The organism is Streptomyces sp. NBC_01497 (assembly GCF_036250695.1).
In the GTDB taxonomy this organism is placed as follows: domain Bacteria; phylum Actinomycetota; class Actinomycetes; order Streptomycetales; family Streptomycetaceae; genus Streptomyces.
Window position 1 is genome coordinate 5,016,279 of sequence record NZ_CP109427.1, and the last position, 17,158, is coordinate 5,033,436.

General features: G+C 72.0%; 11 protein-coding genes and 1 pseudogene. 6 read left to right on the top strand and 6 right to left on the bottom strand.

From position 1 onward, the window contains the following. Positions 1-56: 56 nt before the first annotated feature. Positions 57-1,415: a hypothetical protein gene (locus OG310_RS21195; protein WP_329457447.1), complete on the bottom strand. Its 1,359-nt coding sequence runs from the start codon at positions 1,413-1,415 to the stop codon at positions 57-59. Between the two features lie 715 nt (positions 1,416-2,130). On the opposite strand from OG310_RS21195, the gene OG310_RS21200 reads away from it, so the two are divergent. The 3 genes from OG310_RS21200 (at position 2,131) to OG310_RS21210 (ending at position 6,655) form a co-directional block, all read left to right on the top strand. After that, a complete protein-coding gene (locus tag OG310_RS21200; protein WP_329457448.1) occupies positions 2,131-3,957 on the top strand; it encodes an outer membrane protein assembly factor BamB family protein in 1,827 nt (608 codons plus the stop codon). A 58-nt stretch (positions 3,958-4,015) separates the two neighbouring features. Further along, positions 4,016-5,812: an outer membrane protein assembly factor BamB family protein gene (locus tag OG310_RS21205; protein ID WP_329457449.1), complete on the top strand. Its 1,797-nt coding sequence runs from the start codon at positions 4,016-4,018 to the stop codon at positions 5,810-5,812. A gap of 171 nt (positions 5,813-5,983) precedes the next feature. After that, positions 5,984-6,655 carry a helix-turn-helix transcriptional regulator gene (locus OG310_RS21210; RefSeq protein WP_329457450.1) on the top strand — a complete coding sequence of 224 codons (672 nt, stop codon included), beginning with the start codon at positions 5,984-5,986 and terminating at the stop codon, positions 6,653-6,655. Positions 6,656-6,931: 276 nt separating this feature from the next. On the opposite strand, the gene galK is transcribed toward OG310_RS21210, so the two are convergent. From galK to galT, 3 genes are read right to left on the bottom strand one after another with little or no spacing between them, the layout of a single operon-like run. Beyond that, positions 6,932-8,116, bottom strand: a complete 1,185-nt coding sequence (gene galK / locus OG310_RS21215; protein WP_329457451.1) for a galactokinase — start codon at positions 8,114-8,116, stop codon at positions 6,932-6,934. Then, positions 8,113-9,075: a UDP-glucose 4-epimerase GalE gene (galE, locus tag OG310_RS21220; protein WP_329457452.1), complete on the bottom strand. Its 963-nt coding sequence runs from the start codon at positions 9,073-9,075 to the stop codon at positions 8,113-8,115. The genes galK and galE overlap by 4 nt, the downstream gene beginning before the upstream one ends. After that, entirely contained in the window at positions 9,072-10,115 is a 1,044-nt protein-coding gene (gene galT / locus OG310_RS21225) for a galactose-1-phosphate uridylyltransferase (protein WP_329457453.1), read from the bottom strand. The genes galE and galT overlap by 4 nt, the downstream gene beginning before the upstream one ends. 590 nt (positions 10,116-10,705) lie before the next feature. Between galT and dnaE the strand changes: the two genes are divergently transcribed. Next, positions 10,706-14,299: a DNA polymerase III subunit alpha gene (gene dnaE, locus OG310_RS21230; RefSeq protein ID WP_329457454.1), complete on the top strand. Its 3,594-nt coding sequence runs from the start codon at positions 10,706-10,708 to the stop codon at positions 14,297-14,299. 476 nt (positions 14,300-14,775) lie between these two features. On the opposite strand, the gene OG310_RS21235 is transcribed toward dnaE, so the two are convergent. Beyond that, positions 14,776-15,225 carry a GNAT family N-acetyltransferase gene (locus tag OG310_RS21235; protein ID WP_329457455.1) on the bottom strand — a complete coding sequence of 150 codons (450 nt, stop codon included), beginning with the start codon at positions 15,223-15,225 and terminating at the stop codon, positions 14,776-14,778. Positions 15,226-15,471: 246 nt separating this feature from the next. Here OG310_RS21235 and OG310_RS21240 point away from each other — a divergent pair. After that, positions 15,472-15,688: pseudogene (locus tag OG310_RS21240) on the top strand (DNA-binding response regulator); the annotation flags it as partial. Positions 15,689-15,879: 191 nt separating this feature from the next. After that, positions 15,880-16,581 carry a LuxR C-terminal-related transcriptional regulator gene (locus OG310_RS21245; RefSeq protein WP_443078878.1) on the top strand — a complete coding sequence of 234 codons (702 nt, stop codon included), beginning with the start codon at positions 15,880-15,882 and terminating at the stop codon, positions 16,579-16,581. Here the strand turns inward: OG310_RS21245 and OG310_RS21250 are convergent. Further along, positions 16,534-17,037 (bottom strand): MarR family winged helix-turn-helix transcriptional regulator, encoded by a 504-nt coding sequence (locus OG310_RS21250; protein ID WP_329457456.1) that lies wholly within the window; start codon positions 17,035-17,037, stop codon positions 16,534-16,536. The two genes, OG310_RS21245 and OG310_RS21250, sit on opposite strands and share 48 nt — an antisense overlap. Positions 17,038-17,158 lie beyond the last annotated feature (121 nt).

The window sequence follows — 17,158 nt, forward strand, 5'->3', positions numbered from 1 at the left end:
CCGCCGGTGTGCGGTCCGGGTCGGGGCCTGGCGCGGTTCCGTGCCGGGGCGCGGGGTCAGATGATCGTCGTGTAGATCTGCCAGCCCCCGCCGACCGGAGTGCGTCGGGTGAGGCGGTTGCTGGTGCTGGTGCCGGTGTAGAGCCACAGGTGACCGGTGGTGTCGCGGGCGATGACGTCGGAGCTGATGAAGTCGGCGTCGGTGTCACCGGGGCTGGTGATGAGGTCGTAGATCTGCCAGCCGCTGCCGATCCTCAGTCGCGGGGCGAAGGGCTGGCTGTCGGTGCCCTGGTAGGCGTCGTAGTTCCACAGGACGCCGGAGGCGTCACGGCCCATGACGCCGTTGCCGAAGCCCGTCAGCGGCTGGTAGATGTTCCAGCCGTGTCCGGCCGCGACGCGCGCCGCGAAGGGGTGTGTGGCGTTGCCGGTCGCGGTGTAGGACCACAGGTGACCTGAGGCGTCGCGGGCCACGAGCACTGTGTGGGAGTTGCGGTGGGTGCCACCGGCGGTGAGCGCCGTGTACTGGCCCCAGCCGCTGCCGACGCGCACCCGCTTGGCGAAGGGCTGTGCCGGGTCGCCGGTGCCCTTGTAGTACCAGAGCGTGCCGGAGCGGTCGCGGGCCACCAGGTCGCCTCGGCCGTCCGCGCTGGTCGGAAGGACCTTGGTGATCAGGTCGTAGACCTGCCAGCCGCCGCCGATCCTGACGCGGGGGGTGAAGGGTGCGCTCCGGTCGGCCGTGCCGCGGTACTGCCACAGCACCCCGGCCTTGTCGACCGCGTAGACGGCCGTCTCCTCCTGGGGCAGCGCCACCCGGTGGTAGTGCAGGGTCAGCGGGCCACTGGCCAGCGCGGCTCCGCCGTCGGCCGCGGTCAGCAGCACCTTCCCGGTGATGTCCTGGTCGTCCCAGAGGAAGTACGGGTCGGCCGTGACCTTGACGTCGTAGTGCACGGTCGGCGCGGCCTGGACCGTCGGCAGGTCGAGGTAGATCTCCATCACGTCCGGTGTCGAGGGCCCGGAGTTGTACCAGGAGCACGGGGTGAAGGCGGCCCCGTTCGCGGAGCACTGCGCCTGCCCGAAGCCGGCGGCCACCCGCCACGGGTCGTTACCGCCGGGCGGGAACTGGCCGCCGTCGAGGTCGAGTCGGGCACGCACGTCCCCGGTGGCGCCGGCCGGCAGTGTCGCGTCGAAGTGCAACTCGGCGGCGGACGCCGAGCCGTTGACGAGAGTCGGTACGGGACCGGTCTGCACGACGGTTCCCGTGGTTCCCGTGGTTCCGGTGGTTCCCGTGGCGTCGGCTGCGGCGGGGAGAGCGGCACCCAGTGTCAGGACGGCGGCGGCCACCGCGGCCGCCGCCGTTCTCGCGAGCCTGCCCCGGACACGGGCCGGCCCCTCACGATGTGGATTGCGGACGGTCATGCGTATCCCCCGGGATTGGTTGTCCAATGCGGCGGCGGGTCCTCGACGACCTCACGGGTCACTGCCGGACGCCGCTCGCCAGCCCGTAGGACAACTGGACGTCACCGAGGGTTGTGCCCGACTTTCCCGCCGGTTCGGCCGGGCGCCGGGGCGACGCCGAGGGTGTGCCAGGGGCGGAGCCGTGCCGCCGGGGCCGGCGATCCGGACCTGCGGCCGGCCCGGCGGCTCCGGGGAACGCGTCCCGCGCGCACCACACGGGACGGGGCCGCAGACGGCGGAGGTGTTCAGGCGGCCCCGAACGCCCACGTAAGGGAGTAACAGTGCCATTACGGCGGGGTTCTCCCTTGGGAACAGGGCAGGGTGGGCCCGGTCCCCCCGGCCGGGCGTGGTGGTAGAAAGAAGGCCCGCTCGCCTGCCGAGGAGCGGAACTCCCGCCCCTCACACCCCGTTCCGGACGCGCTCCGGGCCGGGGGGACCGACAGGGCGGGCCGTGAACATAGGGGGAAGTGCGCTGATGACTCAGCCGCCTGGTCAGCAACCGCCGCAGAACGAGCCGCACCGCGAGCCACCGCAGCCACCCGGAAGCGGGCCGCGGGACGCCGCAGCCGCTGCACCGCCCGGTCCGCGGCCCGCGCCGCCCTCCGGTTCCGGCCAGGGAACGCCCCCCGCGCCCCCGATGCCCCCGGGGCCGCCGTCCGCGCCCCCCGCGGCGCCGATGCCGCAGCCCGGGCCGGGGGCCCAACCGCCCCTCGCGGGGCCCGGATACGGGTACCCGCAGCAGCCGCAGGCGCAGCCGGGCCCGTACGGCGCACCGCCGAACCCGTACAACTCGCCCCAGCCGTCCGGCGGATACGGATCACCCCAGCCGTCCGGTGGATACGGGCAGCCCCAGGGACCCGGTGGATACGGCTCCCCCCAGCCGAACCCGTACGCCCAACAGCCCCCCGCCTCAGGCCCCTACGGCTCCTACGGCGCACCGCAGCAGCAGTACCCCGGGGCACCGGGCGTGCCCGGGCTGCCGCCCCAGCCGCCCTACGGCCCCGGCGTCGCGGGCCCCTCCGCCGGTGGACCCGGCGGCGGCCGGGGCTTCTTCACGAGCAAGCCCGGCATCATCCTCGCCGCGGCTGTCGCCGCGGTGGTCGTGGTCGGCGGCGTCAGCTGGCTCGCGTTCGGCTCCGGTGGCGGCGACAAGCCTGTCGCTCAGGCCAGTTCGTCCGCCACGACGGGCGGCCCCAGCGCGTCCGGCACCCCCTTCCAGGGGGACGGCAAGGGGCCTGGCGATCCCGATGTGAGCGCCGACCCCAACGCGGGTCGCAAGGCGGGCGACGCCAAGGTGCTGTGGACGCAGGCGCCCAGCGCGGACGTGCCGCGTGACAACAACACCGTCTACGGGCCCTGGTTCGTCGGCAACACCGTCGTGCGGGCCCTGTACAAGCAGGTCGCCGGCTACTCGGCCGCCACGGGCAAGCAGGTGTGGTCGCTCACGCTGCCCCAGTCGGTGTGCGCCGCACCCGTCGCCCCCACCGCCGACGGCAAGATCGTCGTCGCGTACGAGGACAAGGCCGGCGACGACGGCGACTGCAACCAGCTCAAGGAGATCGACCTCAGGACCGGCAAGGGCGGCTGGAGCAAGGGGATTACGAAGACGGACACGTTCGACATCCTGCTCAACCTGAACATGGCTATCGTCGGGGACACCGTGACGGTCTCCCGGGTCGGCGGCACCAACGCCTTCCGGGTCGGCGACGGCAAGCCGCTGTTCAGCAAGATTCCCGGCGAGTGCCAGCCCGTCGGCGTCACCAGCGGGTCGAAGATGATCGCCAACGAGTCGTGCCCCGACTCCGACATCGGCTCGACCGGCGCGCAGCAGCTTCAGGAGCTCGACCCGGTCACCGGCAAGGCCAAGTGGACGTACAAACTGAAGGCCGGTTACGCGGTCGACAAGGTGTACTCCGTCGACCCGCTGGTCGTCTCGTTCAAGAACGACGACAAGAAGACGTGGGCCATCGCCTCGTTCAACGCGAACGGCAGCGAGCGCGCCACGATGCACAGCACGGAGAAGTTCGCCGACGACTGCGGCGACGGTCTCGGCATCGAGGACGGCAGCCTCCAGGACTGCAAGGGCGTCGCCGTCGACGCGAAGACCCTCTACATCACGACGGCGCTCGACGAGAGCCACGAGCCGTACTCCAACGCCATCGTCGCGTTCGACCTCGCCACCGGGAAGCAGAAGTGGAAGGCGCCCGCGCCCTCCGGCCGCCTGGTGGACCCGGTGCAGCCGCAGGGCGGTGGGCTCCTGGTGTACGAGGAGGCCTCGCTCGACCAGGCCGGCGCCCTCGCGACCGTCGGATCCGGCGGTGGCGCGTTCACGATCGTGCAGAAGCACCCCGACGCGGCCGCCGACCCCGAGTCCGGCGGGTTCTTCCACCCCTCGTACCACTTCGCAGGCGGCCGGTTCTTCATCACCAGCTACTCGGTCACCCCGCCGTCCAAGGGCCAGAGCGACGACGCGTCCCTGTCCATGATGGTGCTGGGCAAGTGACCCGGCGTCCCCACGCCCTTCGGGGCCACCGCCCTTCGACCGACCGAGGACGTACGTCATGACGCAGCCGCCCCCACCGCCGAACCAGCCGCCGAACCAGCCCTCCGGGCAGCCTCCCGGTCAGCCGCCGCAGCCTTCGTACCAGCAGCCCCCCGGGCAGCCGCAGCCTCCCTACCAGCCGCCCGCCGGGGGCGGCTTCGGCGGGCCGCAGAACCCGCCCGCGTACGGGTTCCCGGGTGCCGCGCCGGCGCAGGGCGGGCCGGTCGCGGGCGCACCGGGCCCCGGCGGCCCGGCCTACGGCTACCCCGCCCAGGCCCCGCCCCCGGCCCAGCCCCCGGGCCCCGTACCGCAGCAGGGCTACGGGTATCCCACGCCGGCCGTCACCTACCAGGGGCCGTCCACCGGCGGGACCGGTACCGGCGGTTCCCGGCTGACCAGGACCGAGTTGCGGATGATCGTTTCCGCGGCCGTCGCCGTGGTCCTGATCCTCGGCGGCGGGATCTGGTACGCGAAGAGCGGCGACACCGCGGCCAGGGGCGGCGACGGCCCGGTCACACACCCCTCGCGGGCCGACGGCCCGACGGCCGCCCACGAGAAGGCCCCCGCCGACCCCGACGCGAAAGTGACCTTCCGGGTCCCGCAGCCGAGCGCCACCGACCTGCACAGCGTGGAGGCCTCCTGGCTCACCGGCAGCGTCTACGCGAAGGCCGGCATCCAGCAGATCGTCGGCTACGACCCGCAGACCGGCACCAAGCGCTGGACGCTCCCCCTGCCGGGAGACGTGTGCGAGGCCAGCCCGCACGTCAGCGCCGACGGCAGGACGGGGGTGGTCTTCGACGGCGCTCCGCGCACGAAGAACACCGCTCCCCAGGCATGCAGCCGGATCGGCGTGGTGGACCTGACGTCCGGCCGGCTGCTGTGGAACAAGTCCGTCACCAACCCGGGCGGCGACGAGGGCATCCGCTTCGACGACGTCACCCAGAGCGGTGACACCGTCGCCGCGGGCAGCAGCGGCGGCGGGGCGGGGTTCGACCTCGAAACCGGCGCGGTCCGCTGGAAGCCGCAGTCGTCCTCGGCCGACGACTGCCACGACGCCGGATACGCGGGCGGCGCGATCCTCGTAGCGTCGCGCCAGTGCGGCTACGGCGACGACGCGCAGATCACCGTCGAGAACATCAACCCGAAGACGGGCGCCACCCTGTCCTCGTACAAGATGCCGCCGGGCGTCGAGGACATCCACACCGTCTCGACCGATCCGCTGGTCGTCGCGGCCGATGTCGGCGACACCGGGTCCGACGGCGTCTCCGACTTCTTCTCGCTGGACGCGAAGACGGGGAAGCTCAAGGCGAAGATCTCCGCCGAAGGCGACACGTACGCGGCCGACTGCGCCGACGCGATGGAGAACTGCACCGATGTCCTCGCGGGCAACGGCAAGCTCTACCTGCCGACGAAGGAGCACGACTCCAACAGCGGGGAGGCACTCGACGAGACCAACGAGGTCGTCTCCTTCGACCTGGACACCGGCAAGGGGACCTCGCAGCGCGCCGACGCGGGCGACGGCTGGACCGCGCAACTGCTCCGCATGGACGGGCCGGACCTCATCGCGTACAAGACCGGGCCCTACAACAAGGGGGGCCAGATCGTCTCCATCGACCCCTCGACCTTCCGGCAGACGACCCTGCTGCGTAACCCGTCGGACCGGGCCACCCTCGACGACGAGACGAGCTTCGTCGCCAGCGGTTCCCAAGTGCGCTTCGGCGATGGGCGGTTGTTCTTGTCGCAGGAGTTCGTGGACAAGCCGCTCGACGCGGACGATGCCAAACATCCGCTGGTGATGGCCTTCTCGACACACTGAGGCCGAACGAAGGACCACCACTTCCCCGCCGTCGTGGCCGGAATGCCGCGGAATTCCACAATCCGGGGGGCTTCTGGCCGGTAGGGGGCGCGCATCCTCGAACAAGCGTGTAGCTTGCCGGGTCTAGGAACCGGGGGGCCCAGGCCGCTTCGGCTGGGATGGGGGATGTCGATGGGCGTACGGCTCATGGTGATCGACGATCATCGGCTGCTGGCGGAAGCACTGGCTTCGGCACTGAAACTGCGCGGGCACCGGGTGCTCGCCTCGGCGGCGCCCACGGCGGGCGCCGCCGAACTGGTGGTGAGCAGGGCGCCCGAGGTGTGCCTGATGGGGACGGCGGCTCCGGCGGAACCGGGCGCGTTCGACCCGATCGTGCGGATCAAGCGGGACCGTCCGCAGGTCGCGGTGGTCGTACTCGGCCCGGTCCCGAGCCCGCGCGGTATCGCCGCCGCGTTCGCGGCCGGGGCGTCGGGCTACGTGCGCCACGACGAGCGGATCGAGGGCGTCGAACGGGCGATGGTGAAGGCCCGCGCGGGGGAGACGGCGGTGGCGCCCGGGCTGCTGCAGGGCGCGTTCACGGAGCTGCTCCACCCGGCGGTGCAGCCGGACGACGAGGGCCAGCGGCTGCTCGCGATGCTGACGCCGCGTGAGATCGAGGTGCTGGTCAGGGTCGCGGAGGGCGAGGACACGCGGCAGATCGCGGCGGGCATGAACATCGCTCCGTCCACGGCGCGCACGCACGTCCAGCGGGTCCTGATGAAACTCAATGTGGGCTCGCGCCTGGAGGCGGCGGCCCTGGCCGCCCGCACCGGCCTGCTCGACCGGGCGGAACGCGAGGCCTGACCCCGCGCGCGACCCGTCCGGCTCCGGCGCGGACCGATGGCCGGCCGCGGCCGCCCACGGGACGGCCGCGGCCGTGGCACCGCGCGCCGACTGCGCGGACCTGCGCCGATCTGTGCCGACCGATGGGCCTGCGCCGACCTGCGCCGACCGGTGGGCCTGCGGAGTCCGCTGGGTCGGCGGAGACCGGTGGGCCTGCGCAGACCGCCGGGTGGCCTGGGGACACGGGCCCGCACGGCCGCCGGGCCGGCGCGCGTACCGCGCACCGGCCCGCCCGGCTTACGCCACCCGGTGCGCGCCCCGCGAGGGGGTCGCCTCGAAGACGCGCGGCGCCGCGTACGCCGCCTCGGCGAACGCGGCCTCGACGCCCTTCGTCACGCGCTCCACGTCGCCCGACTCGACCAGCACGATCGCCGAACCGCCGAAGCCGCCGCCCGTCATCCGCGCGCCCAGCGCGCCGGCCGCCACCGACGCCTCGACCGTCAGGTCCAGTTCGTCGCAGGAGACCCGCAGGTCGTCCCTGAGGGAGGCGTGTCCCTCCAGCAGGATCCGGCCCGTCGCGCGCGTCTCGCCCGCTTCCAGCAGTGTGATCACCCGCTCGACCCGGGCGTCGTCGCTCACCACGTGCCGTACGTAGCGCACCACGTTCTCCGCCACGCCCGCCGCCTGAAGGCGGGCGAGCGCGTCGGGCAGCTCCGCGAACGGCACGTCCCGCAGGGCGCGCACGCCAAGTGTGCGCGCCCCCGCCTCGCACCCGTCCCGGCGTTCCGCGTACGCGCCGTCGCCCAGAGCGTGCTTGACGCGCGTGTCGACGACCAGCAGCCGCAGTCCCTGCGCGGCCAGGTCGAAGGGGACCTGGCGCTGCGTCAGGTCGCGCGTGTCGAGGTACAGCGCGTGCCCCTCGGCGCAGCACGCCGACGCCATCTGGTCCATGACCCCGCAGGGCACGCCCACGAACTCGTTCTCCGCGCGCTGTGCCAGCAGCGCCGCGTCGGCCGGGGCGAGCCCCAGCCCGTACAGGTCGCTGAGCGCTGTCGCCGTCGCGACCTCAAGAGCCGCCGAGGACGACAGGCCGGCGCCCGTCGGCACGGTGGACGTCACATGGATGTCCGCGCCGCCGACCTCGTGGCCCGCCTCGCGCAGCGCCCAGACGACGCCCGCCGGGTAGGCGGCCCAGCCGCCGTCCCCCGAGCGGGGCGTCAGCGAGGCGATCTCCAGCTGGATCACGCCCTGCGGGGCGTCGGCCGAGTGCAGCCGCAGGACGCCGTCCGAACGCCGCGACACGGCCGCGACGGTCGTGTGCGGCAGCGCGAGGGGCATGACGAAGCCCTCGTTGAAGTCGGTGTACTCACCGATGAGGTTGACCCGGCCGGGTGCCGCCCAGACCCCTTCCGGCGCTGCCCCGTACAGCTCGGTGAATCCCTCGACGGTGGCTATGGGCGCCTCGCTGCCGGTCTCGCTCACGTGTTCCTCCGGGTGAAGTTCCAGGCGTCCTCGACGATGCCCGCGAGGTCCGCGCGGCTCGGTGTCCAGCCCAGCCGCTCGTGCGCCGTGCGGGCCGACGCGACCAGGACCGCCGGGTCGCCGTCGCGGCGTCCCGCGGTCACCTCGGGCACGGGGTGACCGGTGACCTTGCGCACGGTGTCGATGACCTCGCGGACGGAGAACCCGTTGCCGTTGCCGAGGTTGCAGATCAGGTGCTCGCCCGGGGTGGCGGCGCCGAGCGCGGCGAGATGGGCCTCGGCCAGGTCGGCGACGTGGATGTAGTCGCGCACGCAGGTGCCGTCCGGCGTCGGGTAGTCGTCCCCGTACACGGAGATCGACTCGCGCTTGCCGAGCGCGACCTGCAGCACCAGCGGGATGAGGTGCGACTCGGGGTCGTGCCGCTCGCCCGCCGCGCCGTACGCGCCGGCCACGTTGAAGTACCGCAGCGACACCGCCGCGAGGCCGTGTGCCGCGCACTCGCTCGCGATCATGTGGTCGACGGCGAGCTTCGTCGCACCGTACGGGTTGGTCGGCGCCGTCGGGTCGCTCTCCGTGATGGGCGTGGAGACGGGCTCCCCGTACGTCGCCGCCGTGGAGGAGAACACGAGCGTGCGCACCCCGGCGTCGCGCATGGCGGAGAGCAGCGCCATCGAGCCGCCGACGTTGTTGTCCCAGTACTTCTCCGGCTTGACGACGGACTCGCCGACCTGCGAGGAGGCCGCGAAGTGGAGCACCGCGTCGTAGGAGTCGTCGAGCCAGCGGGCCGCGTCGTGCACCCGGCCCTCGATGAACTCGGCGCCCTCGGGTACGCCCGCGACGAAGCCCGTGGACAGGTCGTCCAGCACGCTCACGCGGTGCCCGGCCTGCAGCAGATGTGTCGCGACCACGCTGCCGACATAGCCGGCGCCACCAGTGACCAGGTATTTCTTGCTACTCACTCGCTCGCTACCTCTCGCAGTCGCGCCGCCGCCGCCTCGGGCGGTACGTCGTTGATGAACACGCCCATGCCGGACTCGGAGCCGGCGAGGTACTTCAGCTTGCCCAACGTACGGCGAATGGTGAAAAGCTCCAGGTGCAACGCGAAGTCCTCGCGTCCCTGCGCCCGGAACGGCGCCTGGTGCCAGGCCGAGATGTAGGGGGTGCGCGGCTGGCCGGGACCGAAGATCCGGTCGAAGCGGCGCAGCAGCTCCAGGTATACGCGGGGGAACTCCGCACGGGCCCCGTCGTCCAGGCCCCGCAGGTCGGTGACGCGCCGCTTGGGGTAGAGGTGCACCTCGTAGGGCCAGTGCGCCGCGTAGGGCACGAACGCCGTCCAGTGCTCGCCTTCCAGCACGATCCGCTCGCCGTCGGCGCGTTCGCGGGCGACGACGTCCTCGAAGAGGTTGCGGCCGGTGGCGGTCCGGTGCGCGGCCGCGGAGCGCAGCATGAGCGCCGTGCGCGGGGTGACGAAGGGGTAGGCGTAGATCTGCCCATGGGGGTGGGCGAGCGTGACGCCGATCTCCGCACCGCGGTTCTCGAACGGGAAGACCTGTTCGACCTGGGGGAGTTCGGCGAGTTCCGCCGTGCGGTCGGTCCACACGTCGAGGACGAGCGCCGCCTGCTCGTCGTCGAGGTCCGCGAACGACGCGTCGTGGTCGGAGGCGAAGCAGACGACCTCGCAGCGGCCGGCGTCTCCGGACAGGGAGGGGAACCGGTTCTCGAAGACGACGACGTCGTAGTCGCTGTCCGGGATCTCGGTGTGCCGTCCGTCGCGGGACGGGTCGAGGGGGCACTCGTCGGCGGGCGGGTGGTAGGTGCGCTCCTGGCGGTGTGAGGCGACGGCGACGGCGTCCCCGAGGAGCGGGTCGTGACGCACCTCCGAGGAGGTGGCGACCCGGCCGAGCGGCCGCGCGTCGACGGCGTCGCGTACGACGTCGTCGCGGCGGTCGTAGTAGATCAGCTCACGGCCGTCGGCGAGCGTGGTCACCGTCTTCTTCATGGTCTCTCCTGTCGGCGCGCGCGCCGGCCTGATGCGCAACACATACAAACATAATCGCACACATAGAAAGCATGGAGGCGGCCTCTAGTCAAGGGATGACCCAAGAACCGCCGCGAAATCCGCTCACGATCCAACAAAGTACGTCACGGGCTGTCATGGACGAGGTCCCCGGGGCGAACAGCCGCCGCGTGAGGCGCGTCAGGCGCCGCCCGCCCGCCCGGCTCACCGGGGCGGAAAGGCCGGTGCGGGCGGCCTCGCGGGGGCGCGCGAACGGCTCCGGGAGCGCATCCTGCCGTAACAGCGCGCACGGCGGCTCGACGCGAAACGCGCGCGACCCTCCGCCCACCCGAGCGCCCCCCACCCCAGCGCGCACCCGCCCCGGAGCGGCCTCGGCGAGGCGCCCGACCGGTCCGCCCCCGCCTTCCCCACGCCCCGGACGGCACGCGACGTCCGGGACCTCCCGGCGAACGCCGAGGTCACCGATCCGTGGTGCCCGTCACCTCCCTGATACCCGTGGGGAAGGCGCTGCCGGGAGGCGCTGAGGGATAGGGTTGGTGCCTTCTGCGACACGCCTGGGAGGTGCCTGCCCGGTGACGAAAAGCTTTGTTCACCTGCACAATCACACCGAGTACTCGATGCTCGACGGGGCTCAGCGGCTCAAGCCGATGTTCGACGAAGTGGCGCGGCAGGAGATGCCCGCCATCGCCATGTCGGACCACGGCAACATGTTCGGGGCCTACGAGTTGTACCAGGTCTCCCAGGGCTTCCCGGACGTCAAGCCGATCATCGGCATCGAGGCGTATGTGGCACCGTCCTCGCGGCGGAACCGGAAGCAGGAGTTCTGGGGGCCCGGCGGGCAACGGGCGATGTCGGACGACGGTGAGGGGTCGAAGGACGTCTCCGGTGGCGGCCGGTTCACCCACATGACGATGTGGGCCGAGAACGTCGAGGGCCTGCGGAACCTCTTCTACCTCTCGACCGAGGCCAGCTATACGGGACAGTTCCCCGCCGGCAAGGCCCGCATGGACATGGAGCTCATCAGTGAGCACTCGGCGGGCATCATCGGCACGACCGGATGCCCCTCCGGCGCGATCCAGACCCGTCTGCGCCTCGGCCAGTACGACGAGGCGGTGAAGACCGCGTCCGCCTACCAGGACATCCTGGGCAAGGAGAACTACTTCCTTGAGCTGATGGACCACGGCCTCGACCTGGAGCGCAACGTCCGCGACGATCTTCTGCGCCTGGCGAAGGAGCTGAAGATCCCGCTCCTCGCCACCAACGACGCGCACTACGTCCTGGAGGAGCACGCGGACGCGCACGACAACCTGCTCTGCATCGGCGTCGGGAAGAACAAGGACCACCCGGGCCGCTTCAAGTTCAACGGCACCGGCTATTACCTCAAGACCGCGCGGGAGATGCGGGAGCTGTTCTCCGAGCTCCCCGAGGCCTGCGACAACACGCTCCTCATCGCCGAGCGCATCGGGTCGTACAAGGAAGTCTTCGACCACAACGACGAGATGCCGCAGTACCCGGACGTGCCGGAGGGCGAGAACCAGGAGTCGTGGCTGCGCAAGGAGGTCATGAAGGGTCTCGCCGTCCGCTACGGCGACCCCATCCCGCAAGAGGTGCTGGAGCGCTTCGAGACCGAGATGACGGTCATCGGGCCCATGGGCTTCTCGTCGTACTTCCTCGTCGTGGCGGACATCTGCCGCCATGCCCGGGAGAGCAAGATCCCCGTCGGTCCTGGCCGTGGTTCGGCCACCGGGTCGATCGTCGCCTACGCCACCCGCATCACCGAACTGTGCCCCCTGGAGCACGGTCTCCTGTTCGAGCGGTTCCTCAACCCGGAGCGCATCAACCCGCCCGACGTCGACCTCGACTTCGACGACCGGCAGCGCGACGCCATGGTCCGCTACGTCGTGGAGAAGTACGGCGACGAGTACACCGCCCTGGTCAACACCTTCGGCAAGCTCAAGGCCAAGAACGCGATCAAGGACACCAGCCGCCTCCTCGGCTACCCCTTCTCGCACGGTGAGCGGATCACCAAGGCGCTTCCGCCGGACGTGATGGGCAAGAGCATCCCCATCAACGGGATCTTCGACCCCTCGCACCCGCGCTACGGCGAGGCCGGCGAGATCCGGGCCCTGTACGAGGGCGAGCCCGACGTGCGGAAGGTCGTCGAGGGCGCCAAGGGCGTCGAGGGCCTGATCCGCAACACCGGCGTGCACGCCGCCGCGGTGATCCTGTCGAAGACGAAGCTCACCGACCGCATCCCGCTGCACATGCGGGCCAAGGACGGCGTCAAGATCACCGGTTTCGACTACCCCAGTTGCGAGAACATGGGGCTGGTCAAGATGGACTTCCTGGGGCTTCGCAACCTCGGCGTCATCGACCAGGCGATCCACAACATCCGCGAGAACCGCGGGATCAACATCTGCACCGTCCCCGACCCGGGGGACGACGCCACACCGATCCCGCTCGACGACGCGGTCACGTACCAGCTCCTGGCGCGCGGCGACACCTTCGGTGTGTTCCAGCTCGACGGCGCGGGCATGCGCACCCTGCTGAAGCTGATGGAACCGACCCGGTTCGAGGACATCGCGGCGGCCCTCGCCCTGTACCGGCCGGGTCCGATGGCGGCGAACGCGCACACGAACTACGCGCACCGCAAGACCGGCCGCCAGGAGATCCAGCCGATCCACCCCGAGCTGCGCGAGGCCCTGGAGCCGATCCTCGGCAACACGTTCCACCTGCTCATCTACCAAGAGCAGATCATGGCGATCGCACGGCAGCTCGCGGGGTACACCCTCGGCGGCGCCGACCTGCTGCGCCGGGCGATGGGCAAGAAGAAGCCCGAGGTGCTGGCCGCGGAGTGGGAGAAGTTCCACGACGGCATGCGGGACAACGGCTACTCCGAGGAGTCCATCAAGGCCCTGTGGGACGTCATGCTCCCCTTCTCGGGGTACGCGTTCAACAAGTCCCACACGGCCGGCTACGGCCTCGTCAGCTTCTGGACCGCCTACCTGAAGGCGAACTTCCCCGCGGAGTACATGGCGGCTCTGCTGACCTCGGTGGGTGACGACAAGGACAAGGCCGGCCTGTATCTCGCCGATGCCCGCAAGCTCGGTGTCCAGGTGCTGCAGCCCGACATCAACGAGTCCGTCGCGGACTTCACCGCCATCGGCGAGAACGTCCGCTTCGGCCTGCGCTCCGTCCGCAACGTCGGGGAAGGCGTGATCGAGTCGCTCGTCGCGACCCGCAAGTCCAAGGGCAAGTTCACCTCGTTCGCCGACTTCCTCGACAAGGCCGAGGTGCCCGCGCTGAACAAGCGCGCGGTCGAGTCCCTGATCAAGGCCGGCGCCTTCGACTCGCTCGGCAGCCCCCGCAAGGGCCTGTCCGCGATCCATGAGGACGCGATCGACTCGGTCATCCCCGTGAAGAAGGCCGCCGCCTTCGGGCAGGACGACCTGTTCGCCGGGCTCGGCGGTGACGACACGGCCGGGGCCCCCGCCTTCGGCCTCGACTTCGCCATCAACCCCAGTGAGTGGCCGCGCAAGCAGCTCCTCGCGACGGAACGGGAGATGCTCGGCCTCTACGTGTCGGCGCACCCGCTGGACGGCACCGACCACATCCTGTCGCGGCACCGGGACGTCACGATCCCCGAGCTCCTCGGCTCTGGCCGGTCCGAGGGCGTGGTGAAGCTGGCGGGGCTGATCACCAACGTCGAACGCAAGATGACCAAGCAGGGCAACGCCTGGGCGCTGGTGAACCTCGCCGACCGTGACGGGGAGATGGAGGTCCTGTTCTTCCCGGCCTCCTACCAGCTCGTCCAGCACGCACTGATCCCGGACTCGGTCGTCACGGTCTCGGGACGCCTCAACGACCGGGACGGCGCCATCAGCCTCTTCGGCCAGGAACTGGAAGTACTCGACGTGTCCTCGGCGGAGAGCGGCGGCAAACCGCCCGTGGTGCTGGCGTTCCAGTCCCACAAGATCAGTGAGCCGTCGATCGCGGAGCTCAAGCGCATCCTGACCGCGCACCGGGGCGACAGTCCCGTCCGGATGCGAGTCCAGGCTCCGCAGAAGACCGTCCTGTACGAACTCGGCTACACGGTCGACCCCACGTCGGTCGCCTCCGACATCAAGGGCGCTTTCGGGCCGGACGCCTGGATCGGCGTCGCGTGAGTAGGCGACGGGGCGCCTCCCCCGGGCAGGAACCCCGGCCGGGCCGCACGCAGCGGTGAGGCGGCGGCGCGCCCGGCCCTGACACGGGCCGGGCGCGCCGGGACCTCCGGGTCGGACCTCCGGGTCGGACCCCGGGGCGAACCCCGGCCCCGGATCGCCGGATCCGGGGAAGTACCAGGCGGGACGCGGGTGTACGGCCTGGACGAGGTGCTGCCGGTGGCGGCCGCCGTCCCCGGTCGACGCGGTCGGCCCCGGCCTTCGGGCCCCGCGGGTCGAGGCGACCGTCGTCCAGGACGCGGCCCCGGCGATGTCCGCCGGCGGATGTCCGGAGCGCGCCGCCGACAACCGTGCCGCCGCGCCACCGACCACCGTGCCGCCGCGCCACCGACCACCGCACCCTTGTGGCCTGTCCCGGCGCCCTCGCGGCCCGTCCTGGCGCGTGGCCCGCGGACCAGGCGGCCGAGCCACCGCGCCGGTCAGCCGGTCAGGCGCTTCACCAGCGTGTATTCCGTTACGCCCGGCGGGTAGTCCTCGATCGCCGCCACCACCTCGTACCCCTGCTTGACGTAGAAGCCCGGGGCCTGGAAGTCCCAGGTCTCCAACCGGCAGCGCGCACACCCCCGTTCGTCCCGCGCGAGACGTTCCGCTTCCGCCAGCAGACGGGTCCCGAGCCGGGCTCCGCGATGGCGGCCCTCGACCCACAACAGGTCCACGTGCAGCCAGCGCGCCCAGGTCCGGCCGCTCAGCCCGCCCGCGAGCAGGCCCGTGGTCTCCTCCACCAGCCAGATGTGCAGCGGGAGTTCGTCCTCGGAGGGCGTCCCGCGCAGCGCCCGGAGCGTGGGTGAGCGTTGGGTGTTGGTCTCGCGCAGGCGTTCCCCGAGCAGCACGTGCCGCTCCTTGTCGACCCCGGTCTCCATACGGAACATGCGCCCCACAGTAAGCACAGGAGTCGGCCAGTTCTGCGTTTTCCCTTCCGCTTAGGGCCCTCACCCGTAACCTGATCCTCAGCGCCGGTGGGGGCCGGTGCGCAGCAGGGGTGAAACCGGTCGGGCGCGACGCCCGGGGCGGGGTCGGCGGTCCCGGACGGCGACGGCCGGGCCGGGGACCGTCCGATCCGCGCGCCGGGCCTCGCGTCGTCGGCTTCGCTCCCCACCTTCTGGGGGTGTCCTTACATGGTCAGAATCCGGGTTCTGGTGGTAGACGACCACAGGATCTTTGCCGAATCGCTCGCCGCCGCCCTGGCGGCCGAGCCCGATGTGGACGTGGCGGCGGCGGGCAGCGGCCCGGCCGCGTTGCGTTGCCTGGAACGAGCGGCGGCCGAGGGCCGCCGCTTCGACGTGATGCTGGTGGACGCCGATCTCGGCACCACCGCCGCCGCGCCCGGCCGCACGGTCGCCGCCCTGGCGCAGTCAGGACCAGGCGCGCTCGCCGGAGTGCGGGCCCGCGCGTCGTCCGGCGCCCCGGGCGCGCACGGGATGCCGGGTGTGGCGGGTATGAGCGGTGTGCCGGGGGTGTCAGCCGGTGTCAGGACCGGTCAGGCGTCCGCCGGCCGTGGTCACGGCGGGCCGGTGCCCGCCTCCATGGCCCCCGCGGGTGCCCCGGCGTCGCCGTCGGTGGGAGCGGTCGGCGCGGGAGACCACGCCACGGCCACCGCGCGCACCGCGCAGGCCGCGCACGCCGCGTCGGCGATGGCCGTCGCGGGCACGGCCGCCACCCTGTCCGCGGCGCCCGCCGCGGAGCCGGGGGGCGAACTGGTCTTCGTGGACGGCCTGTCGCTCGTCGCGGGCGTCCGTACGAGCCAGCCGTCGGTGCGTACGGTCGTCCTCGCCGAGCGGGACGACCCCCGCCGCGCGGCACTCGCGCTGCAGGCGGGCGCGTCCGGCTGGGTCGCGAAGGACTGCTCGCTGCAGCGGCTGCTCGCCGTGATCAGGGGCGTCCTGCGGGACGAGACGCACCTGCCGCCCGCGCTGCTCACCGGGGTCCTCAGGGAGCTGACGGCCGCGCGCAAGCACCGTACGGAGAGCGAGCGGCTGGTCGAGTCGCTGACACCGCGCGAGCGCGAGGTGTTGCGGTGCATGGTCGCGGGGCTCGGCCGCAAGGCCGTCGCCGAGCGGCTGTTCCTGTCGCCGCACACCGTCCGCACGCACATGCAGAACGTGCTGGGCAAGCTCGGTGTGCACTCCACACTGGCCGCCGTGGCGCTGGCGCGCCGGGCCGGAGTGGGGCCCGCGGAGCTAGCCGGCGCCGGGGACGTTGTCGAACGGGGCGGTCAGCTGGCGTAGCAGCCCGGCCAGTTCGCCACGCTGCGCGCGGGACAGCTCGGACAGGAGTGCGCGCTCCTGGTCGAGCAGTCCCGCGAGCGCCTGGTCCGCGCGGTCCTGGCCCTCGGGGGTGAGCCGGACCAGTACGCCCCGCCGGTCGCTCGGGTCGGGCAGCCGCTCGACGAGGCCCTTCTTCGTGAGCCTGTCGATGCGGTTGGTCATGGTGCCCGAGGTGACGAGCGTCTGGGTGAGGAGCTGGCCGGGGGAGAGCTGGTAGGGGGCGCCCGCGCGGCGCAGGGACGTCAGGACGTCGAATTCCCACGGCTCCAGGCTGTGCTCGGTGAACGCGAGCCGCCGCGCGCGGTCGAGGTGCCGGGCCAGCCTGGACACGCGGCTGAGCACCTCAAGCGGTTCCACGTCGAGGTCGGGGCGCTCTCGGCGCCATGCCGCGACCAGTCGATCGACCTCGTCCTCCATGACGATCAGTGTAGTTGGTCCCTCGACATGAAGTCTCTTGACGTCAAGATAGTTGTGGGTGCAGTCTGGTGCCGCGCCAGGACCCGCTCCACCGTGTCCCGGCCGCAGCCCACTGCCCGCG

Coding starts and splice junctions, on each gene's coding strand:
- OG310_RS21195 (WP_329457447.1), bottom strand. CDS start 1,415: ATGACCGTCCGCAATCCACATCGTGAGGGGCCGGCCCGTGTCCGGGGC.
- OG310_RS21200 (WP_329457448.1), top strand. CDS start 2,131: ATGCCGCAGCCCGGGCCGGGGGCCCAACCGCCCCTCGCGGGGCCCGGA.
- OG310_RS21205 (WP_329457449.1), top strand. CDS start 4,016: ATGACGCAGCCGCCCCCACCGCCGAACCAGCCGCCGAACCAGCCCTCC.
- OG310_RS21210 (WP_329457450.1), top strand. CDS start 5,984: ATGGGCGTACGGCTCATGGTGATCGACGATCATCGGCTGCTGGCGGAA.
- galT (WP_329457453.1), bottom strand. CDS start 10,115: ATGAAGAAGACGGTGACCACGCTCGCCGACGGCCGTGAGCTGATCTAC.
- OG310_RS21235 (WP_329457455.1), bottom strand. CDS start 15,225: ATGTTCCGTATGGAGACCGGGGTCGACAAGGAGCGGCACGTGCTGCTC.
- OG310_RS21245 (WP_443078878.1), top strand. CDS start 15,880: ATGGCCCCCGCGGGTGCCCCGGCGTCGCCGTCGGTGGGAGCGGTCGGC.
- OG310_RS21250 (WP_329457456.1), bottom strand. CDS start 17,037: ATGGAGGACGAGGTCGATCGACTGGTCGCGGCATGGCGCCGAGAGCGC.